The 25,148-nt window shown below is 63.9% G+C and carries 21 protein-coding genes; 14 read left to right on the top strand and 7 right to left on the bottom strand.

Annotated elements, in window-relative coordinates; all coding sequences use genetic code 11:
- Nucleotides 1–123 precede the first annotated feature (123 nt).
- From AC5O5I_RS18495 to rloA, 3 genes are read right to left on the bottom strand one after another with little or no spacing between them, the layout of a single operon-like run.
- Nucleotides 124–1,104, bottom strand: a complete 981-nt coding sequence (locus AC5O5I_RS18495; protein ID WP_172228877.1) for an alpha-L-glutamate ligase-like protein — start codon at nt 1,102–1,104, stop codon at nt 124–126.
- Nucleotides 1,104–2,639, bottom strand: a complete 1,536-nt coding sequence (gene rloB / locus AC5O5I_RS18490) for an osmotic stress tolerance membrane protein RloB (protein WP_172228875.1) — start codon at nt 2,637–2,639, stop codon at nt 1,104–1,106. The genes AC5O5I_RS18495 and rloB overlap by 1 nt, the downstream gene beginning before the upstream one ends.
- Nucleotides 2,640–2,644: 5 nt before the next feature.
- Entirely contained in the window at nt 2,645–3,181 is a 537-nt protein-coding gene (gene rloA, locus AC5O5I_RS18485) for a retropepsin-like aspartic peptidase RloA (protein ID WP_019470703.1), read from the bottom strand.
- 294 nt (nt 3,182–3,475) lie between these two features.
- Between rloA and AC5O5I_RS18480 the strand changes: the two genes are divergently transcribed.
- The 6 genes from AC5O5I_RS18480 (at nt 3,476) to prpD (ending at nt 12,159) form a co-directional block, all read left to right on the top strand.
- Nucleotides 3,476–4,192 carry a GntR family transcriptional regulator gene (locus AC5O5I_RS18480; protein ID WP_172228873.1) on the top strand — a complete coding sequence of 239 codons (717 nt, stop codon included), beginning with the start codon at nt 3,476–3,478 and terminating at the stop codon, nt 4,190–4,192.
- Complete coding sequence (prpB, locus tag AC5O5I_RS18475; protein WP_172285670.1) at nt 4,189–5,079, top strand: methylisocitrate lyase; 891 nt, start codon at nt 4,189–4,191, stop codon at nt 5,077–5,079. Before AC5O5I_RS18480 ends, prpB begins: the two co-directional genes overlap by 4 nt.
- Nucleotides 5,080–5,196: 117 nt before the next feature.
- The gene (gene prpC, locus AC5O5I_RS18470) at nt 5,197–6,324 is read left to right on the top strand and encodes a bifunctional 2-methylcitrate synthase/citrate synthase (RefSeq protein WP_172228869.1); all 1,128 of its coding nucleotides are present in this window, start codon (nt 5,197–5,199) and stop codon (nt 6,322–6,324) included.
- Between the two features lie 272 nt (nt 6,325–6,596).
- Nucleotides 6,597–9,185 (top strand): Fe/S-dependent 2-methylisocitrate dehydratase AcnD, encoded by a 2,589-nt coding sequence (gene acnD / locus AC5O5I_RS18465; RefSeq protein WP_494511294.1) that lies wholly within the window; start codon nt 6,597–6,599, stop codon nt 9,183–9,185.
- Nucleotides 9,186–9,315: 130 nt separating this feature from the next.
- Entirely contained in the window at nt 9,316–10,506 is a 1,191-nt protein-coding gene (gene prpF / locus AC5O5I_RS18460) for a 2-methylaconitate cis-trans isomerase PrpF (protein ID WP_494511293.1), read from the top strand.
- A 168-nt stretch (nt 10,507–10,674) separates the two neighbouring features.
- Nucleotides 10,675–12,159, top strand: coding sequence for a 2-methylcitrate dehydratase (gene prpD / locus AC5O5I_RS18455; RefSeq protein ID WP_494511292.1), 1,485 nt, complete (start codon nt 10,675–10,677; stop codon nt 12,157–12,159).
- 133 nt (nt 12,160–12,292) lie between these two features.
- Here the strand turns inward: prpD and acnB are convergent, their stop codons facing one another.
- The gene (gene acnB, locus AC5O5I_RS18450) at nt 12,293–14,902 is read right to left on the bottom strand and encodes a bifunctional aconitate hydratase 2/2-methylisocitrate dehydratase (protein ID WP_172228406.1); all 2,610 of its coding nucleotides are present in this window, start codon (nt 14,900–14,902) and stop codon (nt 12,293–12,295) included.
- A 406-nt stretch (nt 14,903–15,308) separates the two neighbouring features.
- Between acnB and AC5O5I_RS18445 the strand changes: the two genes are divergently transcribed.
- Together AC5O5I_RS18445 and AC5O5I_RS18440 are read left to right on the top strand one after the other, a co-directional pair.
- Nucleotides 15,309–15,776 carry a DUF1289 domain-containing protein gene (locus AC5O5I_RS18445; protein WP_172228402.1) on the top strand — a complete coding sequence of 156 codons (468 nt, stop codon included), beginning with the start codon at nt 15,309–15,311 and terminating at the stop codon, nt 15,774–15,776.
- Nucleotides 15,777–15,849: 73 nt separating this feature from the next.
- Complete coding sequence (locus AC5O5I_RS18440; protein WP_494511291.1) at nt 15,850–16,464, top strand: hypothetical protein; 615 nt, start codon at nt 15,850–15,852, stop codon at nt 16,462–16,464.
- Between the two features lie 12 nt (nt 16,465–16,476).
- Here the strand turns inward: AC5O5I_RS18440 and queD are convergent, their stop codons facing one another.
- Nucleotides 16,477–16,833: a 6-carboxytetrahydropterin synthase QueD gene (gene queD, locus AC5O5I_RS18435; RefSeq protein WP_016392794.1), complete on the bottom strand. Its 357-nt coding sequence runs from the start codon at nt 16,831–16,833 to the stop codon at nt 16,477–16,479.
- 234 nt (nt 16,834–17,067) lie between these two features.
- Here queD and AC5O5I_RS18430 point away from each other — a divergent pair, with 234 nt between their 5' ends.
- The 5 genes from AC5O5I_RS18430 to AC5O5I_RS18410 all read left to right on the top strand — a co-directional run bounded on the left by AC5O5I_RS18430 (nt 17,068) and on the right by AC5O5I_RS18410 (nt 21,042).
- Nucleotides 17,068–17,376 (top strand): PepSY domain-containing protein, encoded by a 309-nt coding sequence (locus tag AC5O5I_RS18430; RefSeq protein WP_172228398.1) that lies wholly within the window; start codon nt 17,068–17,070, stop codon nt 17,374–17,376.
- On the top strand, nt 17,376–17,690 hold the full coding sequence (locus AC5O5I_RS18425; protein WP_172228396.1) for a PepSY domain-containing protein: 315 nt from the start codon (nt 17,376–17,378) through the stop codon (nt 17,688–17,690). The genes AC5O5I_RS18430 and AC5O5I_RS18425 overlap by 1 nt, the downstream gene beginning before the upstream one ends.
- On the top strand, nt 17,691–18,359 hold the full coding sequence (locus AC5O5I_RS18420) for a response regulator transcription factor (protein ID WP_172228394.1): 669 nt from the start codon (nt 17,691–17,693) through the stop codon (nt 18,357–18,359).
- Nucleotides 18,356–19,675: an ATP-binding protein gene (locus AC5O5I_RS18415; protein WP_172286991.1), complete on the top strand. Its 1,320-nt coding sequence runs from the start codon at nt 18,356–18,358 to the stop codon at nt 19,673–19,675. The genes AC5O5I_RS18420 and AC5O5I_RS18415 overlap by 4 nt, the downstream gene beginning before the upstream one ends.
- A gap of 212 nt (nt 19,676–19,887) precedes the next feature.
- Complete coding sequence (locus AC5O5I_RS18410) at nt 19,888–21,042, top strand: HPP family protein (protein ID WP_494511290.1); 1,155 nt, start codon at nt 19,888–19,890, stop codon at nt 21,040–21,042.
- Here AC5O5I_RS18410 and AC5O5I_RS18405 read toward each other — a convergent pair.
- The gene (locus AC5O5I_RS18405) at nt 21,016–21,882 is read right to left on the bottom strand and encodes a LysR family transcriptional regulator (RefSeq protein ID WP_172286989.1); all 867 of its coding nucleotides are present in this window, start codon (nt 21,880–21,882) and stop codon (nt 21,016–21,018) included. The two genes, AC5O5I_RS18410 and AC5O5I_RS18405, sit on opposite strands and share 27 nt — an antisense overlap.
- 180 nt (nt 21,883–22,062) lie before the next feature.
- Between AC5O5I_RS18405 and AC5O5I_RS18400 the strand changes: the two genes are divergently transcribed.
- Complete coding sequence (locus AC5O5I_RS18400) at nt 22,063–23,952, top strand: propionyl-CoA synthetase (protein ID WP_172286988.1); 1,890 nt, start codon at nt 22,063–22,065, stop codon at nt 23,950–23,952.
- Between the two features lie 61 nt (nt 23,953–24,013).
- Here AC5O5I_RS18400 and zapE read toward each other — a convergent pair whose 3' ends face one another.
- A complete protein-coding gene (gene zapE / locus AC5O5I_RS18395) occupies nt 24,014–25,084 on the bottom strand; it encodes a cell division protein ZapE (RefSeq protein ID WP_494511289.1) in 1,071 nt (356 codons plus the stop codon).
- Nucleotides 25,085–25,148: the final 64 nt, after the last annotated feature.

Genomic DNA, 25,148 nt, shown 5'->3' with positions numbered 1-25,148 from the left:
AGGGGCCGCTGTGCGGCCCATCGCCGGCAAGCCCGCTCCACTGGTGCGGCGGAGCTCTCAGGGGCATGCGGTCCCTGTGGGAGCTGGCTTGCCGGCGATGGGCTGCAAAGCAGCCCCGGCAATTCAGCGGCCAGGCACGTGCCCGAACAAGCCCTGAGCTACCCGTACCCGCTGCTCGGCATCCTCGGTTACCCCATCCTTGGCCAACGCTTCGATGTGCGCCTCGACGGCATGGGTGCGCTGGGTCAGCCCGCAGTCGTTGGCAATCTGGATGTTCAGCCCCGGGCGGGCGTTCAGCTCCAGAATCAATGGGCCTTTTTCCTGATCCAGCACCATGTCGACACCGATGTAGCCCAGGCCGCACAGCTCGTAGCAGCCGGCGGCCAGCTTCATGAAGCCGTCCCAGTTCGGCAGCTGCACGCCATCTACTGCGTTGGTGGTGTCCGGGTGCTTGCTGATGATGTTGTTCAGCCAGGTACCGCGCAGGGTCACGCCGGTGGCCAGGTCGACACCCACGCCGATGGCACCTTGGTGCAGGTTGGCCTTGCCCCCGGACTGGCGGGTCGGCAGGCGCAGCATGGCCATGACCGGGTAGCCCATCAGCACAATGATGCGAATGTCCGGCACGCCTTCGTAGCTGATGCTCTTGAAGATCTGGTCGGGGGTGACGCGGTACTCGATCAGCGCGCGGTCGCGGTGGCCGCCCAGCGAGTACAGGCCGGTGAGGATGCTGGAGATCTGGTGCTCGATTTCCTCGTGGCTGATGATCTTGCCCGACACCGTGCGGTAGCGGTCCTCGAAGCGGTCGGCGATCACCAGGATGCCGTCACCGCCAGCGCCCTGCGCCGGCTTGATGACGAAATCGTTGCGCCCGCCAATGATCTGGTCGAGCTTTTCGATCTCTTTTTCGGTCTCGATGATGCCGTACATTTCCGGCACATGGATGCCGGCCGCCAGGGCTCGCTCCTTGGTGATGATCTTGTCGTCGACGATCGGGTACAGGTGGCGCTTGTTGTACTTCAACACGTAGTCCGCGTTGCGCCGGTTGATACCCATGATGCCCCGGGCCTCCAGGGCTTTCCACGTCTTGATCAGGCCAAACATCAGGCGTCAGCCTTCTTCAGGAATGCCTTGAAGCGCACCAGCTCGGTCAGGCGGTAGCCGCGGTAGCGACCCATCGCCAGCATGAAGCCCACCAGAATCAACAGCACCGCCGGGAAGGTGAATACGAAGTAGACCAGCTCCGGCACCATCATCAGCAGGTGCGCCACGGAGGCGGCGAACAGGGTGCCGATGGCAACTTTCATGGCATGGCCGCCACCACGCTCTTCCCAGGTGATCGACAGGCGTTCGATGGTCATGGTCAGGATCACCATCGGGAACAGTGCCACCGACAACCCGCGCTCAAGGCCCAGCTTGTGGCTGAACAGGCTGATGGCGGCGATCAGTACCACGACGAAGGTCAGCACCACCGACAGGCGCGGCAGCATCTGCAGCTTGAGGTGTTCCAGGTACGATCGCAGTGACAGCCCCAGGGCGGTGATCACCGTGAACAGCACGATACCGAAGCCCAGCTGGGTCTCGCGGAAGGCCAGGGCGATCAGCACCGGGGTGAACGTACCCAAGGTCTGCAGGCCGATCAGGTTGCGCAGTACCAGAATCACCAGCACGCCGATCGGGATCATCACCATGATCATGAAGGTTTGCTGGGTTTGCAGCGGCAGGCTGTACAGCGAGTACTCGAGGAAGTCGGCGTCGGTGTTCTCGTCGGTCAGCTTGGCCAGGCGGATGGCGTTCATCTCGCTGTTGTTCATGCTGAAGGTGACGTTGGCCTTCTTGCCGCCATCGACGGTGATCAGGTTGTCGTCACCGGTCCACCACAGCAGGCGGTCGCTGGGCAGGCCCTGCTCGCCGGTGTCCGGGTTGAAGTACAGCCAGTCGTTGCCGTTGAAGCTGCGCAGCCACAGTTCCGGGGTTTGCGGAGTATCGGCGACCAGGCGAATGGTGTGCACTTTCTCCATCGGCACATGGGCGATGGACAGCAGCAGGTCGATGACCTGGGCCTTCTTCATGGCCGAGGTGTCGCCGGCCAGCAGCAGCTTGACGTTGTCGTCGTTGAGGTTGTTGACCCGCTTGATGGTCTCGCTGACGAAGGTCTCGACGTCGGCGGAGTGCTGACGGATCGGCGCCATCAGGGCCTCGGCGGCGATCTTCTCAGGACCCTCGACGGCCAGGCTGTCGCGGAATGTGGCGCCTTTGACCGTGGTCTTCTCGTTGCTGTAGCGCTTGGTCAGCACCAGGCGGTAGTAGAGGGTCTGGTTGCCGTTGGCGCGGCGCGCCGACCAGGTCACCTTGCGGTTGCCGTCGGCACGATTGACGCTGACCCCGTAGTTGTTGGAGATGAAGCTCTCGTTGAGGCTGACGTAGTCGCGGTTCAGCGGCGGCACGAACATCTGCACCTTGACCGGGTCCTTGGTGCTGGCCACGAACTCGACCTTGGCGTCGATGTTCCACAGGTCGTCGGTCTCGTCCTCGGTCACCGGGATGCCGAGGAAGAAGATCTGATAAGCCGTGACCGCCACGCCCAGCAACACCAGTACGGTGATCAGGACTTTCAGATGGAGGGTAAGAGAGCGCATCGGGGTTACTCTGCTTTGGGAGCGTCGGTGGCACAGGCAGGTTTGCCGGCCGCGTATTTAAGGCTTGGGTCGACCAGCGCGTCGAAGTGCTTGAGCGCCTCGGAGCCGATCAGCAGCGGAAACTGGAACGCGCTGCGGTCGGTGAGGTTGACTTCGATGGTGCGCATGGCCTGGCCCATGCAGATTTCCAGTTCGATGACCGGGCGCGCCGTGTAGGCCTTGCCGGATTCTGCGTCATAGTCGCCGGCGCGGCGCTTGATCTTGCTCACGCGGGCCAGCGGGCGCTCGATCGGGTGCGAATGGGCGGCATCGATGGCCAGGTAGAAGCGCACCCAGCTTTCGCCGTTGCGCTTGAAACGCTTGATGTCGCGGGCACTGAGCGAGGCGGTCTTGGCGCCAGTGTCGAGCTTGGCCGCCACTTCCAGGTCCAGGTCGCCCAGGCGGGCGTATTCGTTGAGACCGTACACGGTCTTGCCCGCAGCCTGGCCAAGGGCCGGCAGCAGGGTGAGGCATAGCAGCATTAAAACGGGTGTAAGTCTCATATTCCGGGCGCGGTGCTGTGCAAGGTTCAGGGCAAGGCGACTGGCAACTACTGCGCAAGCTTCCTCGTTCATCTGTCAACAATCATGGCTGGATGACAGATAGGCTATCCATACTCCGTCGGAGGCGCGGCATTCTATCACGCCGACGTCTTGACGCCAGCGGTGCGCGATCTGACAGCGCAACCGTGGCGTTAGTTCGCCCTTAGACGATTGTCGACAATATTCATTTTTTCTTTGACTGCGGCCGCCGTTTTCGCTAATTTCTGGCAAAGAGATTTTCAAGGTGTCGACAATATGCAGGGCCTTTCTACCCCCACCCCGGTGCTGACAGACGAAACGGAAACGTTGTCCGAAAACGTCTTCCGACGCATTCAGGCGGCTATCGTCAAGGGTGAGATCGCCCCCGGCAGCAAGATTTCCGAGCCGGAGCTGGCGCGCACCTATGGCATCAGCCGTGGCCCGTTGCGCGAAGCCATCCACCGCCTCGAAGGCCAGCGCCTGCTGGTGCGCGTGCCGCATGTCGGTGCGCGGGTAGTGTCGCTCGACCACGCCGAGCTCATCGAGCTGTACGAGATCCGCGAGTCGCTGGAGGGCATGGCCTGCCGCCTCGCTGCCGAGCGCATGAGCCAGGCCGACATCGACGAATTGCGTCGGGTGCTCGACACCCACGAACGCGATGCCGCCTTCCAGGCCGGCCTGGGCTACTACCAGCAGGAAGGCGACTACGATTTTCATTACCGGATCATCCAGGGTAGCGGCAACCAGACCCTGGTCAAGATGCTCTGCGGCGAGCTTTACCAACTGGTGCGCATGTACCGCATCCAGTTCTCCGCTACGCCCAACCGGCCGCGCCAGGCCTTTGCCGAGCACCACCGCATTCTCGATGCCATTGCCGACCGTGATGGCGAACTGGCCGAACTCCTGATGCGCCGCCACATCGGCGCGTCCAAGCGCAATATCGAGCGTCACTACATGGACGCCCACAACAACAGCCCACGAGGTGAGAAATGACTCTGAAGAGCACCCCCGGTCAGCGTTTCCGCGATGCCGTTGCCGCTGAACATCCGCTGCAGGTGGTTGGCGCCATCAATGCCAACCATGCCCTGCTGGCCAAGCGCGCGGGCTTCAAGGCCATCTACTTGTCCGGCGGCGGTGTGGCCGCAGGCTCGCTGGGCCTGCCAGACCTGGGCATCAGTGGCCTGGACGACGTGCTGACCGACGTGCGTCGCATCACCGACGTGTGCGACCTGCCGCTGTTGGTGGACGTCGACACCGGCTTTGGCGCGTCGGCCTTCAACGTTGCCCGTACGGTGCGCTCGATGTGCAAGTTCGGCGCTGCCGCGATCCATATCGAGGACCAGGTTGGTGCCAAGCGTTGCGGGCACCGCCCGAACAAGGAGATCGTCACCCAGCAGGAGATGGTCGACCGTATCAAGGCCGCCGTCGATGCCCGCACCGACGACAGTTTCGTGATCATGGCGCGCACCGACGCCCTGGCCGTCGAAGGTTTGAACGCCGCCTTGGACCGCGCCGCCGCCTGCATCGAAGCGGGCGCCGACATGATCTTCCCGGAAGCCATCACCGAGCTGCAGATGTACAAGACTTTTGCCGACAGGGTGAAGGCACCGATCCTGGCCAACATCACCGAGTTCGGCGCCACGCCGCTGTACACCACCGAAGAGCTCGCCTCGGTCGACGTGTCACTGGTGCTGTACCCGTTGTCGGCGTTCCGCGCCATGAACAAGGCCGCCGACAACGTGTACACCGCGCTGCGCCGCGACGGCACGCAGAAGAACGTGATCGACACCATGCAGACCCGCATGGAGCTCTACGATGCCATTGGCTACCACGCGTTCGAGCAGAGCCTCGATGCGCTGTTTGCCCAGAAGAAAGGCTGACAGTTCCGTTTGTCGCTGCTGCGACCGGCCCTTTCGCGGGTGAATCCACGAAGGGGCCCGCCCAGGTTTCAATGATTAGCCAGATTTCCATAACAAATTCAAGAAAGGAGAAACACCATGGCCGAAGCAAAAGTACTCAGTGGCGCAGGCCTGCGCGGTCAGGTGGCTGGCCAGACCGCGCTGTCGACCGTGGGCCAGGCCGGTGCCGGGCTGACCTACCGGGGTTACGACGTGCGTGACCTGGCAGCCGCTGCCGAATTCGAGGAAGTGGCCTACCTGCTGCTGTATGGCGAGCTGCCGACCCAGGCCGAGCTTGCCGACTACAAACACAAGCTCAAGGGCCTGCGCGACCTGCCCCAGGCACTGAAAGAAGTGCTGGAGCGTATTCCGCGTGACGCCCACCCGATGGACGTGATGCGCACCGGCTGCTCGGTGCTCGGCACCCTGGAGCCAGAGCTCACCTTCGAGGCCCAGCGCGACAAGACCGACCGCCTGCTGGCGCTGTTCCCGGCAGTGATGTGCTACTGGTACCGCTTCACCCATCATGGTGTGCGCATCGACTGCAGCAGCGACGAAGACACCCTCGGTGGCCACTTCCTGCACCTGTTGCACGGCAAGAAGCCGAGCGAGCTGCACGTGAAAGTGATGAACGTGTCGCTGATCCTCTATGCCGAGCACGAATTCAACGCCTCCACCTTCACTGCCCGTGTTTGCGCCTCGACCCTGTCCGATCTGTATTCTTGCGTCACCGCCGCCATCGGCTCGCTGCGCGGCCCGCTGCACGGTGGTGCCAACGAGGCAGCGATGGAGCTGATCGAGCGCTTCCAGAGCCCGCAGGAAGCCACCGCCGAATTGCTGCGCATGCTCGAGCGCAAGGACAAGATCATGGGCTTTGGCCATGCCATCTACAAAGAGTCCGACCCGCGCAACGAGGTGATCAAGGGCTGGTCGAAGCAACTGGCTGATCAGGTGGGCGACAAAGTGCTGTACCCGGTATCCGAAGCCATCGACAAGACCATGTGGGAGCAGAAACGCCTGTTCCCCAATGCCGACTTCTACCATGCCTCGGCATACCACTTCATGGGCATCCCGACCAAGCTGTTCACCCCGATCTTCGTCTGCTCGCGCCTGACCGGCTGGGCGGCGCACGTCTTCGAGCAGCGCGCCAACAACCGCATCATCCGCCCAAGCGCCGAGTATGTCGGTGTCGATCAGCGCCAGTTCGTGCCGATCGAGCAGCGCTGACCGACCGAACCTGTGGGTGGCCTGTTCCGGCCTCATCGCCGGCAAGCCAGCTCCCACAGGTGTTGCACCGCCCTCGAGGCTTGTGCTGTGCCTATGGGAACTGGCTTGCCGGCAACGGGCCGGAGCAGCCAACACCCACAGGTGTTGCACCGCCCTGGGGGCTTGCGCTGTACCTGTGGGAGCTGGCTTGCCGGCGATGAGGCCGGAGCAGCCGACACATGACAGCGATTGGAAAGCTATCCACGACCGTACCGTGACCGAGCCTGATAATTATGAACACTGCATTCCGCAAGCACCTGCCAGGCACTGACCTGGACTATTTCGATGCCCGCGCAGCGGTCGAGGCGATCAAGCCCGGCGCGTACGCCGGCCTGCCTTACACCTCCCGCGTGCTCGCCGAAAACCTGGTGCGCCGCTGCGACCCGGCCACCCTCGACGCCTCGCTGGCCCAGCTGATCGAACGCAAGCGCGACCTCGACTTCCCGTGGTTCCCGGCGCGCGTGGTGTGCCACGATATCCTTGGCCAGACGGCATTGGTCGACCTTGCCGGCCTGCGGGACGCCATCGCCGACAAAGGCGGCGACCCGGCCGCCGTCAATCCGGTGGTGCCGGTGCAGCTGATCGTCGACCACTCGCTGGCCGTGGAATGCGGTGGCTTCGACCCACAAGCCTTCGAAAAGAACCGCGCCATCGAAGACCGCCGCAACGAAGACCGTTTCCACTTCATCAACTGGACCAAGAAGGCGTTCAAGAACGTCGACGTGATCCAGCCAGGCAACGGCATCATGCACCAGATCAACCTGGAGAAGATGTCACCGGTGGTCCACAGCGACCGCGGCGTGGCCTACCCCGACACCTGCGTCGGCACCGACAGCCACACCCCGCATGTCGACGCCCTGGGCGTGATCGCCATTGGCGTTGGCGGCCTGGAAGCCGAGAACGTGATGCTCGGCCGTGCCTCGTGGATGCGCCTGCCGGAAATCGTCGGCGTCGAGCTGACTGGCAAGCTGGCGCCGAACATCACGGCCACCGACCTGGTGCTGGCCCTGACCGAATTCCTGCGTAAACAGAAAGTCGTCGGCGCCTACCTGGAGTTCCACGGCGAGGGCGCGCGTGCCCTGACCCTGGGTGACCGCGCGACCATTTCCAACATGGCGCCGGAATACGGCGCCACGGCAGCGATGTTCGCCATCGACCAGCAGACCATCGACTACCTGCGCCTGACCGGCCGCGAAGAGCAACAGGTAAAGCTGGTGGAAACCTACGCCAAGGCTACTGGCCTGTGGGCCGACAGCCTGGCCGAGGCGGTCTACGAACGCACCCTGAGCTTCGACTTGTCGAGCGTGGTACGTAACATGGCCGGGCCGTCCAACCCGCATGCCCGCGTCGCAACCAGCGACCTGGCGGCCAAAGGCATCGCCGGCAGCTGGGAGGACGTGCCGGGGCAGATGCCTGACGGCGCGGTGATCATCGCCGCCATCACCAGTTGCACCAACACCAGCAACCCGCGCAACGTGATCGCTGCCGGCCTGATGGCGCGCAATGCCAACAGGCTGGGCCTGGCCCGCAAGCCGTGGGTCAAGTCGTCGCTGGCGCCGGGCTCCAAGGCCGTGCAGTTGTATCTTGAAGAGGCCGGCCTGGAGAAGGAACTGGAGCAACTCGGCTTCGGCATCGTCGCCTTCGCCTGCACCACCTGCAATGGTATGTCGGGTGCCCTTGACCCGGTGATTCAGCAGGAGATCATTGACCGCGACCTGTACGCCACGGCCGTGCTGTCGGGCAACCGCAACTTCGACGGCCGTATTCACCCGTATGCCAAGCAGGCCTTCCTGGCTTCGCCGCCGCTGGTGGTCGCCTACGCCATTGCCGGTACCATCCGCTTCGACATCGAGAAAGATGTGCTGGGTGTGGTCGATGGCAAGGAAATCCGCCTCAAGGACATCTGGCCCAGCGACGAGGAAATCGACGCCGTGGTGCGTGCCGCAGTGAAGCCTGAGCAGTTCCGCAAGGTGTACATCCCGATGTTCGCCATCGAGGAAGACCGCGGGCCGAAGGTCGCCCCGCTGTATGAATGGCGTCCGATGAGCACCTACATCCGGCGCCCGCCATACTGGGAAGGGGCCCTGGCCGGTGAGCGCACCCTGCGCGGCATGCGCCCGCTGGCGGTGCTGCCCGACAACATCACCACCGACCACCTGTCGCCGTCCAACGCCATCATGCTCGACAGCGCCGCCGGTGAGTACCTGGCGAAGATGGGCCTGCCGGAAGAGGACTTCAACTCCTACGCTACCCACCGTGGCGACCACCTGACCGCCCAGCGCGCCACCTTTGCCAACCCCAAGCTGTTCAACGAAATGGTGCGCAAGGCAGACGGCAGCGTGCAGCAAGGCTCGCTGGCGCGGATCGAGCCGGAAGGCAAGGTCACCCGTATGTGGGAAGCGATTGAAACCTACATGCAGCGCAAGCAGCCGCTGATCATCGTCGCCGGTGCCGACTACGGCCAGGGCTCGTCCCGTGACTGGGCGGCCAAGGGGGTGCGGCTGGCAGGTGTCGAGGCGATCGTGGCCGAAGGGTTCGAGCGTATTCACCGCACCAACCTGGTGGGCATGGGCGTGTTGCCGCTGGAATTCAAGCCGGGCACCGACCGCAAGACCCTGGGCCTGGATGGCAGCGAGACCTATGACGTGCTGGGTGCGCGGACGCCGCGGGCGACCTTGACCCTGGTCATCACCCGCCGCCAGGGTGAACGCCTGGAAGTGCCGGTGACCTGCCGCCTGGACACCGCCGAGGAAGTGTCGATCTACGAAGCGGGCGGGGTGCTGCAGCGCTTTGCCCAGGACTTCCTCGAAGCGACCGCCTAACCATGAGAGCGGGGCCGCTGTGCGGCCCATCGCCGGCAAGCCAGCTCCCACAGGGATCGCGCTGGCTTGCCGGCGCTGGGCTGCAAGGCAGCCCCGGGGGTTCATGATTATCAGACAGGACAGCAACGCAATGGCTCACGTACCGCAAGTAAAAATCCCCGCCACCTATATCCGTGGCGGCACCAGCAAGGGCGTGTTCTTCCGCCTGCAAGACCTGCCCGAGCGAGCGCAAATCCCCGGCCCGGCGCGCGATGCGCTGCTGCTGCGGGTAATCGGCAGCCCCGACCCCTATGGCAAGCAGATCGACGGCATGGGGGGTGCTACTTCAAGCACCAGCAAGAGCGTGATCCTGTCGCCCAGCATCAAGCCCGAACATGATGTCGACTACCTGTTCGGCCAGGTCAGCATCGACAAGGCCTTCGTCGACTGGAGCGGCAACTGCGGCAACCTGTCTGCGGCAGTCGGTTCATTCGCCATCAGCAGCGGCCTGGTCGACCCTGCGCGCGTTCCGCGCAACGGCATCGCCACCGTGCGTATCTGGCAGGCCAATATCGGCAAGACCATCATCGCCCATGTGCCGATCACCGAGGGTGAGGTGCAGGAAACCGGCGATTTCGAGCTGGACGGGGTGACGTTCCCGGCCGCCGAGGTACAGCTGGAGTTCCTCGACCCAGCAGCCGACGAAGACGGCGCAGGCGCTGCGATGTTCCCCACCGGCAACCTGGTCGATGACCTTGAGGTGCCAGGTGTCGGTACGTTCCAGGCGACATTGATCAATGCCGGCATCCCGACCATCTTCATCAATGCCGCGGACCTCGGCTACTCCGGCGCCGAGCTGCAGGGTGCCATCAACGGCGACCCGCAGGCCCTGTTGCGTTTCGAGACGATCCGCGCCCATGGCGCCGTACGCATGGGGCTGATCGACAACGTCGACCAGGCTGCCGGGCGTCAGCACACGCCAAAAGTCGCATTCGTGGCGCCGCCGAGCGCCTACACTGCGTCCAGTGGCAAGGCGGTGCAGGCGGGGGATATCGACCTGCTGGTTCGGGCCTTGTCGATGGGCAAGCTGCACCATGCAATGATGGGGACGGCTGCGGTGGCCATTGGCACCGCAGCGGCCATTCCGGGCACGCTGGTCAACCTCGCCGCTGGCGGGGGCGAGCGCAGCGCCGTGCGTTTCGGCCACCCCTCGGGCACCCTGCGAGTGGGGGCTGAGGCGCGCCAGGTGAATGGCCAGTGGACAGTGACCAAGGCAATCATGAGCCGCAGTGCTCGCGTGCTGATGGAGGGCTGGGTTCGCGTGCCTGGCGATAGCTTCTAGACGCACCACCGGCGCTCGGCTTCAAGCGGGGCCGCTGTGCGGCCCATCGCCGGCAAGTCAGCTCCCACAGGTACTGCACAAGTCTCCAGAGCTGTGCGATCCCCGTAGGAGCTGGCTTGCCGGCGATGGGCTGCACGGCAGCCCCAGCACTTTTGAAGGGAGCTGGATATGAGCGCCAACGCAGACCTCAACGACCGCCCGGACTACGACCGGGTACTGCAAACCCTGGCGGACTACGCCCTCAGCTACCGGGTCGAATCCCCCGAGGCGCTGGACACCGCGCGCAACTGCCTGATGGACACCCTCGGTTGCGGCCTGCTGGCCCTGCGGTTTCCCGAATGCACCAAACTGCTTGGCCCCCTGGTCGAAGGCACCGTGGTGCCCAATGGTGCCCGCGTCCCCGGAACCGCCTACCGTCTCGACCCGGTCAAGGCCGCCTGGGACATCGGCTGCACGGTGCGCTGGCTGGACTACAACGACACCTGGCTGGCCGCCGAATGGGCGCACCCCTCGGATAACCTCGGCGGCATCCTGGCGGTTGCCGACCACCTGTCGCAGAAGCGGGTGGCTGCCGGTGAGGCGCCGTTGCTGATGGGCGATGTGCTCGAAGCCATGGTCATGGCTCACGAGATCCAGGGTGTGCTGGCGCTGGAAAACGCCTTCAACCGCGTCGGCCTCGATCATGTGATTCTGGTCAAGGTGGCTTCCACCGCCGTGTGCGCCAGGCTGATGGGGGCCAGCCGCGAGCAGATGCTCTCGGCCTTGTCCCACGCCTTTGTCGATGGCCAGGCGCTGCGCACCTACCGCCACGCGCCCAACGCCGGTTCGCGCAAGTCCTGGGCCGCTGGCGATGCGTCCAGCCGTGGCGTACGCCTGGCCGACATCGCCCTGCGCGGCGAGATGGGCGTGCCCAGTGTGCTGACGGCGCCACAGTGGGGCTTCTACGACGTGCTGTTCAGCCATACCAACAAGGACCTGGCGCTCAAGCCGGCGGGCCAGCAGGAGCTGCGCATGCCACAGGCACTGGGCAGCTATGTGATGGAGAACGTGCTGTTCAAGGTCAGTTTCCCTGCCGAGTTCCACGCGCAGACTGCCTGCGAGGCGGCGGTAGCCCTGCACCCGTTGGTGCGCAATCGCCTGCATGAAATAGACCGCATCGTCATCACTACCCAGGAGTCGGCCATTCGCATCATTTCCAAGAGCGGGCCGCTGGCCAATGCCGCCGACCGCGACCATTGCCTGCAATACATGGTGGCTGTGCCGCTGATTTTCGGGCATCTGGTGGCCGAGCATTATGAAGACGCCTTCCATGCCAACCACCCGAGCATCGATCGGCTTCGCGAGAAGATGGAGGTAGTGGAGGACCCGCGCTTCAGCCGCGAGTACCTGGAGCCAGCCAAGCGTTCGATCGCCAATGCGCTGCAGGTGTTCTTCAAGGACGGCAGCACTACCGATCAGGTGGTGGTGGAATACCCGATCGGCCACCGGCGGCGGCGGGAAGAGGGGATACCGTTGCTGGAGGCCAAGTTCAGGGCCAACCTGGCGACGCGCTTTGCGCGGCAGCGGTGCCAGCAGATTTTCGAGCTGTGCAAGGACCAGCAAGGGCTGGAGCAGATGGCGGTGCATAGGTTTGTGGAGTTGTTTGTGATTTGAGGTTGTCTGTGCTGGCCTCTTCGCGGGCTTGCCCGCGAAGAGGCCAGCACAGGAGACACAAAAAAGCCCCGGCATTTCTGCCGGGGCTTTTGCTTGTAGCTTGTAGCTTGCAGCTTACAACTTGCTGCTCAGCTTACGCCTGAACCACCGGGATCTTGGCGTTGGCTGCCGCTTCGCGGAACTCGGCGATCTGGTCGAAGCTCAGGTAGCGGTAAACGTCGGCAGCCATGCTGTCGATGTCTTTCGCATACTGCATGTACTCTTCGACAGTCGGCAGCTTGCCGATGATCGAAGCGACAGCAGCCAGCTCGGCCGATGCCAGGTACACGTTGGTGGCGTCGCCCAGACGGTTCGGGAAGTTACGGGTCGAAGTGGAAACCACGGTCGAACCGGTCTGCACACGTGCCTGGTTACCCATGCACAGCGAGCAGCCTGGCATTTCCATGCGCGCACCGGCCTTGCCGTAGATGCCGTAGTAGCCTTCTTCGGTCAGCTGGTGAGCATCCATCTTGGTTGGCGGAGCCAGCCACAGACGGGTCGGGATGCCGCCCTTGACCTTCTCCAGCAGCTTGCCGGCAGCGCGGAAGTGGCCGATGTTGGTCATGCACGAACCGATGAACACTTCGTCGATCTTCTCGCCCTGTACCGAAGACAGCAGGCGGGCATCGTCCGGGTCGTTCGGCGCGCAGAGTACAGGCTCCTTGACGTCGGCCAGGTCGATTTCGATGATTTCGGCGTATTCGGCATCGGCGTCAGCCGACAGCAGCTCAGGGTTGGCCAGCCAGGCTTCCATGGCCTGGGCGCGACGTTCCAGGGTGCGGGCATCGCCGTAGCCTTCACCGATCATCCAGCGCAGCAGGGTGATGTTGGAGGTCAGGTACTCGGCAATGGCCTTTTCCGGCAGCTTGATGGTGCAACCGGCAGCGGAGCGCTCGGCCGAGGCGTCGGACAGTTCGAACGCTTGCTCGACAGTCAATTCGTCCAGGCCTTCGATTTCCAGGATGCGTCCGGAGAAGGCGTTTTTCTTGCCCTTCTTCTCGACGGTCAGCAGGCCGTTCTGGATGGCGTAGTAAGGGATGGCATGCACCAGGTCACGCAGGGTGATGCCTGGCTGCAGTTTGCCCTTGAAGCGCACCAGGATCGACTCTGGCATGTCCAGCGGCATGACGCCGGTGGCAGCGGCGAAGGCTACCAGGCCGGAACCGGCCGGGAACGAGATGCCGATCGGGAAGCGAGTGTGCGAGTCGCCACCGGTACCTACGGTGTCAGGCATCAGCATGCGGTTCAGCCAGCTGTGGATGATGCCGTCGCCTGGGCGCAGCGACACGCCGCCACGGGTGCGGATGAAGTCTGGCAGGGTGTGGTGAGTGGTGACGTCGATCGGCTTCGGATAGGCCGCAGTGTGGCAGAACGACTGCATCACCAGGTCGGCGGAGAAGCCCAGGCACGCCAGGTCTTTCAGCTCGTCGCGGGTCATCGGGCCAGTGGTGTCCTGGGAGCCGACGGTGGTCATCTTCGGCTCGCAGTAGGCACCTGGGCGCACGCCTTGGCCTTCTGGCAGGCCGCAAGCACGGCCGACCATTTTTTGCGCCAGGGTGAAGCCCTTGTCGGACGCGGCAGGCTGCTCAGGTTTCTTGAACAGGTCGACTGGGCCCAGGCCAAGCTCGGCGCGGGCCTTGTCGGTCAGGCCGCGGCCTACGATCAGTGGGATACGACCGCCAGCACGGACTTCGTCGAGCAGTACAGGCGTCTTCAGTTCGAAGGTGGTAACCAGCTCGTCGCTTTCGTGACGGCGCACTTCACCTTTGTACGGGTAGACGTCGATGACGTCGCCCATGCTCAGGTTGGTGCAGTCGAATTCGATCGGCAGGGCGCCGGCGTCTTCCATGGTGTTGTAGAAGATCGGAGCGATCTTGGTGCCGAAGCAGAAACCACCGGCGCGCTTGTTCGGCACGTACGGGATGTCGTCGCCGAAGAACCACAGCACCGAGTTGGTGGCGGATTTACGCGACGAACCGGTACCAACCACGTCGCCGACGTAGGCAACCGGGAAGCCTTTGGCGCGGACTGCTTCGATCTGCTTCAGCGGGCCGACCGAACCAGGTTGCTCAGGTTCGATGCCGTCACGGGCCATTTTCAGCATGGCCAGGGCGTGCAGCGGGATGTCAGGGCGCGACCAGGCATCCGGGGCAGGGGACAGGTCGTCGGTGTTGGTTTCGCCAGGCACCTTGAACACGGTCAGGGTGTACTTGTCGGCGATGGCCGGGCGGGTGGTGAACCACTCGCCGGCAGCCCAGGAGTCGAGCACGGCCTTGGCGTGGGCGTTGCCAGCCTTGGCTTTTTCGGCCACGTCGTGGAAGGCATCGAACATCAGCAGGGTGTGCTTGAGCTGCTCGGCCGCGACGGCGCCCAGTTCGGCGTCATCCAGCAGTGCGACCAGCGTTTCGATGTTGTAGCCGCCTTGCATGGTGCCCAGCAGCTCGGTGGCGTGCTTGCGGTCGATCAGTGGCGACTGGGTTTCGCCCTTGGCGACGGCGGAGAGGAATGCGGCCTTGACGTAGGCAGCTTCGTCGACCCCTGGCGGTACGCGGTTGGTGATCAGGTCTACGAGGAAGGCTTCTTCGCCGGCCGGCGGGTTTTTCAGCAGCTCGACCAGGCCTGCAGTTTGTTCGGCGTTCAGCGGCTGGGGCACGATACCCAGGGCGGCACGCTCTTCGATGTGTTTGCGGTAGGCTTCAAGCACAGTTATTTCCCTCATCAGTGGTCCCTAAAGGGGGTCCGGGACGCTTATCCAGCATTCGATGCACCCATGCGCTGCCACGGCTTTGTGGGCCGCCCAGCCAGGGTCGCAAAGAATCCTTACAGAAGCTGCTTTCAAAGTTTTACGCCTGCAGAACGGGGAGCTGATGAGGGCTGGCGCGGGCATGCGAGGGGTGCATGGCCCGGGCCAACGCCGTTCTACCGGATTAACTGTGCTCGTGACGCTTTGAAAACAGCTTCCAACGGACATTGTTGCCTTCGAAAAGGCCGGATGATTCTACGGTAAAAAACGCCCGAAGGTAAGGCGGCAAAGATGACTTTAAGCAGTGACCCTGGTTAGACAAAGGGCTAACATGGGGGCGTGTCCCACCGCCAAGCTGTTGTTTTTCATGTCCAACAAGTCCATCAAGACCCCTTGTGTCGGCCTGTGCTCCACGGTTTACGGAGACACGGTGTGCCGTGGCTGCAAGCGTTTTCACCACGAAGTGATCAACTGGAACGGCTATGACGACGCGCAGAAGCGCGCGGTGTGGCTGCGCCTTGAGCAACTGCTGGTGCAGGTGATGATGGCCAAACTGGAAGTGTTCGACAAAGGCCTGCTGCGCCAGCAACTGGAGCAGCGTTCCATCCGCTTTGTCGAGCAGCAGTCGGAATATTGCTGGGCTTACCAGCTGATTGCCCGCGGTGCGCGGATGATCCGAGAGCTGGAGGCGTATGGCATGGTGTTGCTGCCGGAATTCCGTGACTGGGAGCTGCCGCAGTTGCGTGACGCCATCGACCGGGAATTCTTCCTGCTGTCCGAAGCGCATTACCAGCGGTACATCGCTCCGGCTTTCCTCAAAAGCGCGTTCGAGTAGGCCCTTTCCCTCTGTTTACCCGTTAGCCGGCTGGCTAGCTTGGCGCCCTCGTGAACGAATGAGGAGCGCTTCCGTGGGCAACTACAACTTCAAGCCCGACCTGTGCTTCAACGCGCGGTGCTGGTGGCAGCTGGGAGGTGTTAGGGTTGAAGGGGAGTGGGGCGCTGCTGTCGACCACCTGGCGCCGCTGTGGGTGCGCTTCGAGAGTGGCGATGGCGAGGATGGCTGGTTAAGGGCGGAGCCGGAGGGCGCGCTCGAGCCTTCCTCCAGCCTGCGGGTGAAGCGGCCTGGCATTCTCTGCGACATCCTGTGGTTTGGCGTTTACCAGATATACGGGCAATTCACGTACGAAATCAGACCCGCCTATTTCGGCAAGACGGTTTACCTCTGGCCGCGACTTGAATATGCGATGACCAAGGATTTCGGCTATCTGGGCATGTCGGGGAGCCCGCAGCCAGCCGGTACTCACAACGCCCCGCAGTGGGGGGTGGAGGGCCTCGACCCGCGGCAGCTGGAGGTGGGTAAACGGCTGAGCAATCTCCAGCTGATCGATCCGTCGGGACGGACTGTCAGGCGTTACCGACAGTTCGGCCGCCCCTATCTGGCTACGCACCAAGGCGTGCGGGGGGCGCTAAGCCTGGAAGTGATGACCGTGCCTGTCCCGCCGCACCCCAGGCCTTTGGGCTAGCCGGCAGCGACGTCAGTCGCCGGTGTATTCGCAACCGCTGGTGCAGGTCTCGTGGATGCGCACCTTGGACAGCTCTGGCATCAGCGGCTTGACCTGTTCCCAGATCCACTTGGCGATCACTTCGCTGGTGGGGTTTTCCAGGCCCGGAATGTCGTTCAGGTAGTTGTGGTCCAGTTGCTCGTAGATCGGCTTGAAGATTGCCTTGACCTCGGCGAAGTCGCGGATCCAGCCGGTGTGCGGGTCCAGCGGGCCGGTCAGGTGCAGGCCGACCTTGAACGAGTGGCCGTGCAGGCGGCCGCACTTGTGCCCGGCAGGGACGTGGGGCAGGCGGTGTGCGGATTCGAAAGTAAATTCCTTGAAAATTTCCACGCGGGTTTGCTCTGTATGAATCAATAGTGTGTGCAGTCTAACAGTTCGCCTTGGCATCTTCAGCGCCTATCAGATCGACCGCCGCCCCTCATGCCTCAAGCCAGGCCCATCGCCAAGCCCCCATCGCCACGCGGCTGCGCTATCATCCCGCCAGCTGTTTTCAGGTTGAATTAAGGACCGCTGGTTAATCTTAACCCCGTAGACAACTTGCACAGTTCTCAGGAGAGAATGCCGATGAAAACCTTGACTGCCCTGTTCACCGCCGCTGCCCTTGCCCTGGGCGCCAATGCCGCATTCGCCAAGGACGTACAGCCCGACGAAGTGGTCAAACTGGTCAACGCCAAGACCATCAAGTCGCTGGACGAACTCAAGGCCGCCGCCGTGGCCAAGCACCCTGGCGCCACTGTCACCGACTCGGAGCTTGAAGACGAGTACGGCCGCTACATCTACAAGGTCGAACTGCGCGACACCCAGAACCTGGAGTGGGACGTGGCGCTGGACGCCAAGACCGGTGAAGTCCTGAAGGACGAGCGGGACAACTGATGATCCACCTACCACGCCCGGCGCGCTACCTGGCGCTGGCGCTGCTGGCCGTATGCTCCCTTGCTGCGGCCCGCGACCTTGACCAGGACGAAGCGCTGAAGCTGCGTCAGAAGGGCATCATCCTGCCGCTCGAACAACTGCTGCAAACCGCCCTGGCACGTCACCCCGGGGCGCGTTTGCTGGAGGCCGAGCTGGAAGAAGACGACGACCGCTACGAATACGAAGTAGAGGTGCTCACGGCTGAAGGTGTGGTGCGCGAGATCAAGCTCGATGCCAGCACCGGCGCCCTGCTCAAAGACGAGGAAGACGACTGAATGCGCCTGTTGCTTGTCGAGGACAATGTGCCGCTGGCCGATGAACTGACTGCCGGCCTGCAGCGCCAGGGCTATGCCGTGGACTGGCTGGCCGATGGCCGTGATGCGGTGTATCAAGGCCAGAGCGAACCGTACGACCTGATTATCCTGGACCTTGGCCTGCCGGGCCTGCCCGGCCTGGAAGTGTTGGCCCAGTGGCGCGCCGCCGGCCTGGCCACGCCGGTGCTGATCCTCACTGCCCGCGGCTCGTGGGCCGAGCGTATCGAAGGGCTGAAGGCCGGTGCCGACGATTACCTGAGCAAACCCTTTCACCCCGAGGAGCTGCAGCTGCGCATCCAGGCACTGTTGCGCCGGGCCCGCGGCCTGGCCAACCAGCCGACGCTGGAAGCCGCTGGCCTGCACTTGGATGAAAGTCGCCAGTGCGTCAGCCGCGAGGGCGTGGATATTCAGCTGACCGCCGCCGAATTTCGCCTGCTGCGCTACTTCATGCTGCATCCGCAGCAGATCCTGTCCAAGAGCCACCTGGCCGAACACCTGTACGACGGCGAAACCGAGCGCGACTCCAATGTGCTGGAAGTGCACGTCAACCACTTGCGGCGCAAGCTTGGCCGCAGTGTCATCGAAACCCGCCGTGGGCAAGGTTACATCTACGCGGGGAGTACCGGGTGAAGTCGATCCAGGCGCGCCTCAGCCTTGGCCTGGTGGCGGTGCTGGTGGTGGTCGGCGTGGTGCTGGCGCAACTGACCTTGTGGTTGTTCGAGGCCGGACTGCAGCGCTACCTGGAAAACGGCCTGCGCAAGGAAAGCGAGAACCTGCTGGTGGCCCTGGTACGTGGCCCGTCCGGGCTGCAGCTGGACGAGCGGCGTATTTCGGCGGCCTACCAGCGGCCTTTTTCCGGCTACTACTTCCGTATCGATTTCGATAACGGCACCTGGCGCTCGCGCTCGCTATGGGACCTGGACATGTCCAAGCCCTCTGCGCCGGGCCTTTCCGACAGCCATGAGCTGGGCCCGGAAGGGCAGCAGTTGCTGGCGTTGCGAGCGGACTATCGACGCTTGGGCCAGGATATCTCGATCACTGTGGCGCAAGACTATTCACCGGTGCGCGAAGGCTTTCGGCGCCTGCAGCAGATCGGCCTGGGCATGGGCCTGGTGGCGCTGATCCTGGTGCTGGTGCTGCAGCGCATTACCGTGACCCGCTCGCTACGGCCATTGGAGCGGGCGCGCCAGCAGATCGCCCAGTTGCAGCAGGGCCAGCGCTCGCAGCTGGATGCCGAGGTGCCCAGCGAGCTGGCGCCGCTGGTGGGGCAGATCAACCACCTGCTGAGCCATACCGAGGACAGCCTGCGGCGTTCGCGCAATGCCCTGGGCAACCTTGGCCATGCGCTGAAGACGCCGCTGGCGGTGTTGCTCAGCCTGGCCTCCAGCGAGCGCCTGAGAGACTTGCCCGAGGTGCGCGCGCAGATGCGTGGGCAACTGGAGCAGATCCAGCAGCGCCTGGCGCGTGAACTTAACCGGGCGCGCCTGGCGGGTGACGCGCTGCCCGGCGCGCAGTTCGATTGTGACGCCGAATTGCCCGGGCTGCTGGGGACGTTGGGCATGATTCATGGCGAAGGCCTGCTGCTGGCCAGGGATGTACCGGCCGGCTTGCTGCTGCCGTGGGACCGCGAGGACGTCCTGGAGCTGCTGGGCAACTTGCTGGACAACGCCTGCAAGTGGGCTGACAGCGAAGTGCGCCTGGGCATCACGGCGGATGCCGACGGTTATCGACTGTGGGTCGATGATGATGGGCCGGGTATCCCGGAGGGCCAGCGACAGCAGGTGCTGGAGCGGGGTTCGCGGCTGGATGAGCAGGTTGACGGGCACGGCCTGGGGCTGGGCATCGTGCGCGATATCGTGGAGGCCTGGGGCGGGCAGTTGGCGCTTCTGCAAAGCCCGCTGGGCGGGTTGCGGATATGTATCGAATTGCCGCGCAAGGCTCGATAGCGCCACTGCAATAATATTGCAGTACAGGCGCATTTTTTTGAATTAGCCCAAACGCGCACCACCCGGCAAAATCCCCCTCATGAAACCCTGCGGTTTCCATCTCTCCACGGACGGAGCCCCCTTGAAGATATTGCGCTCGCAATACAAGGCCCAGGCCAGCGCGGCTGGGCTTTCTTTTTTAACCAGAATAACCACAGATCCCGATTACCTACATGTCTGCCTCGCGTTCCGAAAGTCGTCTGCAGCGGCTGTTGCCCGCGCCCCTGAATATCCCCCCAAAAGAATGGTTGCGTGCCGGTATTGGCGGGCTGCTCGGTCTGTTCCTCGCGGGCTGGCTGACCAGCATGGCCTATGGGCCGAGCATCGCCTTGCACCTGCTGGGCCCGCTGGCGGCGTCGGCTGTGCTGGTGTTCGCGGTGCATTCCGGCCCGTTGGCGCAACCCTGGCCGGTGCTCGGCAGCTACGCCCTGGCTGGCGCGGTCGGCCTGGCCATGCGCCAGGGTTTCGGCGCCGAGCTATGGGTGGCCGCTGCTGCCTTGGGCATCTCGCTGCTGGTGATGTGCCTGCTGCGTTGCCTGCACCCGCCCGGTGGCGGGGTGGCGGTGAGTGCGGTGCTTGCCGACCCGGGCCTGACCGCGATGGGCGATCACCTGCTCGAGCCTGTGCTGCTCAATGCGCTGATCCTGGTGGTGGTGGCGATCATCTACAACCGGCTGACGGGCGTGCGTTACCCCAAAGGTGCGCTGCCGCGCAAAGACCTGCACCACACCCATGACCCGCTGCCCAGCGAGCGGGTCGGCATCCGCAGCGAAGACCTGGATCAGGCCCTGGAGGAGCTGGGTGAATTTGTCGACGTCACCCGCGATGAACTGGAGCGCATCATCCTGGCCACCGAGCAGCACGCCCTGCAGCGCAGCCTTGGCGGCATCACTGCGGGCTCGGTGATGGCCCGCGATGTACAGTTCGCCTCGCCCGATACCACCCTGGAGCAGGCCTCGAAAATGCTGGCCAGCCACCACCTGAAAACCCTGCCGGTGCTGCAGCAGGGCAAACTGGTCGGCATCGTCAGCCTCAGCGACCTGGTCGGCCCGGCCATGCAGCGTGGTGGTCGCGGCTGGCGCGGGCTGTTTGGCCGCAAGGTGGTGCGCATGGAGCAGGTGATGAGCCGGCGGGTCATCAGTGTCAGCAGTCAGCACCCGCTGGACCGCCTGCTGCCGCTATTGTGTGAGCAGGGTCTGCATTGCCTGCCGGTGCTCGAGGGTGACACGCTGGTCGGGGTGATCACCCAGACCGACCTGATTGCCGGCCTCAAGCGCCAGTTGCTCAGCAAGGCCGAAGCCTCAGATAGCCGGGTCCCAACGCTGTGACCAGTCGCTGGCGCCGGCGGCCACTAGCCGGCGCAGGATGGCAAAGGCCTGTTGCAGGGCGCCGCTGTCGCGCTTGCGCGGGTAAACCAGGAAAGTCGGGTAGGTGAACTCCGGCGCCTGCGGTACGCGCTCGAACACCCCACGGTCCAGGTAGGCCTGCACCACCCGGGTGCGGAAGTAGCCACTGCCGCCCTGGTCGAGAATGAACTGCAGGGCCAGCGGCCCCAGGTTGAAGCTCAGCGCCGGGCGTGCGCAGTCGGGCAGGGCGGCATCGTGCTGGCGGCGGAAGGCTTCGCCCCAGTCGATGTAGATATAAGGGTCTGGCTGGTCGACCCGGCGCACGCGGATCAGTTTCTCTTCCATCAACTGTTCCACCTGCAAGCCTGGCCCGTAGGTCGGCTGGTAGACCAGCGCGGCGTCCAGCAGGCCCATTTCGACCTTGCGCAGCAACGACTCGCCGTCACTGACCTCACTGCGAATGGCATGGGTGGGCAGCTCGCGGTGCAGGGCGCTGACCCAGTCGAGCATCATCGGGTTTCCCAGGCTCACCTCACCCCCCACATGCAGCACCTGCTGGCAGCCTTCGGGCAGTGGCAGATCGCGGCGCGCTGCTTCCCAGATCTGTACCAGCTGGTTGGCATAGCTGACGAACGCCTCGCCGTCGCTGGTCAGGCTGGCGCCGCTGCGGCTGCGCACGAACAGCTGGCAGCCCAGTTGCTGCTCCAGGCGTTGTACACGGGCGGTGATTGCGGTCTGTGACACGAACAGGCGTTCGGCGGCGGCGACCAGGCTGCCGCAACGCACGACTTCCAGAAAAGTACGGGCCTGATCGATATCCATGAGCTGCTCGGTGGCTGAGGGGTGGCCTATTCTAGAGGCTTTGCACTGTTGTGGGGCGTTTTTGCCGTTGTCTGCAAATTTGCAGGTCGGTTGTGACTTTAGTCCCATGGCGACGCGGGTGTAGCGGTCCATACTCAAGATTCGCCCTTCAATAACAACAAGTACCGGGTCCCCTTCGATATGAGCTACCAGCACAGCTACGCCCACTCCATTTCCGACCCTGCCGCATTCTGGGCGGAACAGGCCGCGCACCTGGCCTGGCACCGCAAGCCTGCCCTCACACTGCAGGAAAACGCCGACGGTACCCATCGCTGGTTCGCCGATGGTCGCCTGAACAGTTGCTACCTGGCCCTCGATCACCAGATCGAACAGGGCCGTGGCGAGCAGTTGGCGCTGATCTACGATTCGCCGGTAACCGGCATGCAGCAGACCTACACCTACCACCAGCTGCGCGACGAGGTGGCACGCCTGGCCGGCTTGCTGCGCCAGCTGGGGGTGAACAAGGGTGACGGGGTGATCATCTACATGCCCATGGTGCCGCAGGCGGCCATGGCCATGCTGGCCTGCGCGCGGATTGGCGCGGTGCACTCGGTGGTGTTCGGCGGCTTTGCTGCCAACGAGCTGGCGTTGCGCATCGACGACGCCCGGCCGACGCTGCTGCTGACGGCGTCCTGCGGGGTGGAGTTCGACCGGGTGATCGAATACAAGCCGCTGGTCGACCGCGCGCTGCAACTGGCCCGCCACCAGCCGCGCAAGGTGCTGCTGCTGCAACGGCCGCAAGCGCCTGCAGACATGCAGCCAGGCCGCGATCTGGACTGGCAGGCGGCGATGGCCAGTGCCAGGCCTGTAGCGCCGGTCGAGCTGGATGCCGCAGACCCGCTGTACATCATGTATACCTCGGGCACCACCGGGAAACCCAAGGGTATCGTCCGCGAAAACGGCGGCAATGCCGTGGCGCTGTGCTATGCCATGCGTCATATCTACGGCATGCAGGCTGGCGATGTGTGGTGGGGAATCTCCGATGTGGGCTGGGTAGTTGGCCATTCACTGATCGTGTACGGGCCGTTGATGAGCGGTTGCACCACGGTGTTCTACGAAGGCAAGCCAATCCGCACCCCGGACGCCTCGGCCTACTGGCGGGTGGTGCAGCAGTACAAGGTCAACGCGCTGTTCTGCGCGCCCACCGCCATGCGCGCGATCCGCAAGGAAGACCCGGAGGGCGAGCTGATCCGCAGGCACGACCTCAGCTCGCTGCGCCAGCTGTTCCTGGCTGGGGAAAAGCTCGATTCCAGTACCCACGAATGGCTGCAACGTGTCAGCGGCAAACCGGTACACGACCATTGGTGGCAGACCGAGACCGGCTGGCCGGTTACCGCGCCTTGCGTAGGGCTGGACGGCAGCGCGGCGAAACCGGGTTCCAGCAACCGCGCCGTGCCGGGCTATCACGTGCAGGTGCTGGATGACGATGGACACCTGGTGGGCCCCAACCACCAGGGTTCTATCGTCATCGCGCTGCCATTGCCGCCCGGGTGCAGCCAGACGCTGTGGGGCGACCACGAGCGTTACCTGCAGGCTTACCTGCGCACCTATCCGGGGTATTACCACACGGGCGATGGCGGTTATCTGGACGATGACGGGTTCGTCTACATCATGGGGCGCACGGATGACGTGATCAACGTGTCCGGGCACCGGCTGTCTACCGGCGAAATGGAGGACCTGGTGGCGCGGCACCCGGCAGTGGCGGAATGCGCGGTGATTGGCGTACATGATGAAATCAAGGGGCAGGTGCCGTTGGCACTGGTGGTGCTGAAGGATGGGGAGGGCATTGCCGAGGCGCAGTTGCTGGTCGACCTGGTAGGCAGCGTGCGCGAGGAGATTGGCCCGTTGGCGTGTTTCAACCGGGTGCGGCTGGTGAAGCGGCTGCCCAAGACCCGCTCGGGGAAAATTCTTCGCGCGGTGCTGCGCAAGATTGCCGACGGGCAGGACTATGTGCCGCCATCGACCCTGGATGATCCGGCGGTGCTGGGCGAGATCGAGGCGGTGCTGGCGGATTTGCCCAGGGCGGGCTGATTGACCCCGCCGGCCTCTTCGCGGGCCTGCCCGCCAAGAGGCCGGTACGGCCCGACCAGTACTAAAGCCCTGTCTGGTGCAGTTGTCCTAGCCGGCTGCGCGTACGCATCAGGTCGGCCAGTGGCCCGCCCAGGCTCTCTTCCAGCGGCCGTGTACCGATCAGTGTCAGCTGCCGGTCCTGGTCATACAGCACGTCCACCAGGTTGACGAAGCGCTGCTGAGCGGCCAGCGAGCACTCAGACAGATCATCCAGTCCATCGATGATCCACTCGTCGTACTGCCCGGCCAGCACCAGGTAGTCGATCACCGCCGTGGCCTTCTCGCAAAGGTCGTCAAAGGCCAGCACCACCCGCCGGCCATCGGTGGCCAACGCGCGCAACGGGCGCTTGTTCACCTCCAGCATCACCGGGCATTGCGCAGGCACGTTCAGGGCCTGGCGCTGCTCCGCATTCCCTGGCCAGACGTAGTGGCCCTGGGTAAAACGCTGATGCTCACGGTTGGCCGGCAGGCTGCGAAAGTCCGTGTCGCCGCCCACTTCCAGCACTTGCATGGCGCTGTTGATCAGGCGGATCACCGGCAGGAAGCGCTCATGGTACAGCGGGTTGGGCAACAGCCCTTCGGGGGCATAGTTGGAGGTCACCAGCAGGAATACCCCGCGCGCGAACAGGGCCTTGAACAGGCGGGTGAGCAGCATGGCATCGCCAATGTCATGCACATGGAACTCGTCGAAGCACAGTACCCGGCAGTCGCCCACCAGCTCGTCCAGGGTTGCGCGCAGCGCATCATCCAGCGCGCGGTGGCAATGCATGCCCTGGTGCAGGCGGGCAAAGAAGTCATGAAAATGCAGCCGCTGCTTGGCCTCGACCGGCACCGCCTGGAAAAAGCCATCGAGCAGCCAGCTTTTGCCCCGGCCCACCGAGCCATACAGGTAAAGGCTGCGGGGCTGCCCTTGCTCCAGCTGCACCAGTTGCTCGGCCATGCACTCGATCACCCGGCGCTGGCCTTGGCTGAGCTGGTAACCACGGCTTTGCGCCTTGTCCTCGAACCAGCCGAGCAGTTCGCTCTGGTGGTTGGCGGCGCCGCGCAGGCGTTGGCCGAACTGGCGTAGCGGGGCTGGGATCCAGGCAGACAAAGGCAACGCTCCTTGGGCGATGACGGGGGAGTGCGCAGCTTGCCCGACGGCGGCCATTTTGACC

This window comes from Pseudomonas sp. 9_2_1, assembly GCF_059295275.1.
Note: the sequence above shows the minus strand (reverse complement) of the source record. Positions and strands in the feature narration are given on the sequence as shown.

What these genes read in the sequence shown, in the direction of transcription:
- AC5O5I_RS18495 (WP_172228877.1), bottom strand. Translation starts at nt 1,104, where the DNA reads ATGTTTGGCCTGATCAAGACGTGGAAAGCCCTGGAGGCCCGGGGCATC.
- rloB (WP_172228875.1), bottom strand. Translation starts at nt 2,639, where the DNA reads ATGCGCTCTCTTACCCTCCATCTGAAAGTCCTGATCACCGTACTGGTG.
- rloA (WP_019470703.1), bottom strand. Translation starts at nt 3,181, where the DNA reads ATGAGACTTACACCCGTTTTAATGCTGCTATGCCTCACCCTGCTGCCG.
- AC5O5I_RS18480 (WP_172228873.1), top strand. Translation starts at nt 3,476, where the DNA reads ATGCAGGGCCTTTCTACCCCCACCCCGGTGCTGACAGACGAAACGGAA.
- prpB (WP_172285670.1), top strand. Translation starts at nt 4,189, where the DNA reads ATGACTCTGAAGAGCACCCCCGGTCAGCGTTTCCGCGATGCCGTTGCC.
- prpC (WP_172228869.1), top strand. Translation starts at nt 5,197, where the DNA reads ATGGCCGAAGCAAAAGTACTCAGTGGCGCAGGCCTGCGCGGTCAGGTG.
- acnD (WP_494511294.1), top strand. Translation starts at nt 6,597, where the DNA reads ATGAACACTGCATTCCGCAAGCACCTGCCAGGCACTGACCTGGACTAT.
- prpF (WP_494511293.1), top strand. Translation starts at nt 9,316, where the DNA reads ATGGCTCACGTACCGCAAGTAAAAATCCCCGCCACCTATATCCGTGGC.
- prpD (WP_494511292.1), top strand. Translation starts at nt 10,675, where the DNA reads ATGAGCGCCAACGCAGACCTCAACGACCGCCCGGACTACGACCGGGTA.
- AC5O5I_RS18445 (WP_172228402.1), top strand. Translation starts at nt 15,309, where the DNA reads ATGTCCAACAAGTCCATCAAGACCCCTTGTGTCGGCCTGTGCTCCACG.
- AC5O5I_RS18430 (WP_172228398.1), top strand. Translation starts at nt 17,068, where the DNA reads ATGAAAACCTTGACTGCCCTGTTCACCGCCGCTGCCCTTGCCCTGGGC.
- AC5O5I_RS18425 (WP_172228396.1), top strand. Translation starts at nt 17,376, where the DNA reads ATGATCCACCTACCACGCCCGGCGCGCTACCTGGCGCTGGCGCTGCTG.
- AC5O5I_RS18420 (WP_172228394.1), top strand. Translation starts at nt 17,691, where the DNA reads ATGCGCCTGTTGCTTGTCGAGGACAATGTGCCGCTGGCCGATGAACTG.
- AC5O5I_RS18410 (WP_494511290.1), top strand. Translation starts at nt 19,888, where the DNA reads ATGTCTGCCTCGCGTTCCGAAAGTCGTCTGCAGCGGCTGTTGCCCGCG.
- AC5O5I_RS18405 (WP_172286989.1), bottom strand. Translation starts at nt 21,882, where the DNA reads ATGGATATCGATCAGGCCCGTACTTTTCTGGAAGTCGTGCGTTGCGGC.
- AC5O5I_RS18400 (WP_172286988.1), top strand. Translation starts at nt 22,063, where the DNA reads ATGAGCTACCAGCACAGCTACGCCCACTCCATTTCCGACCCTGCCGCA.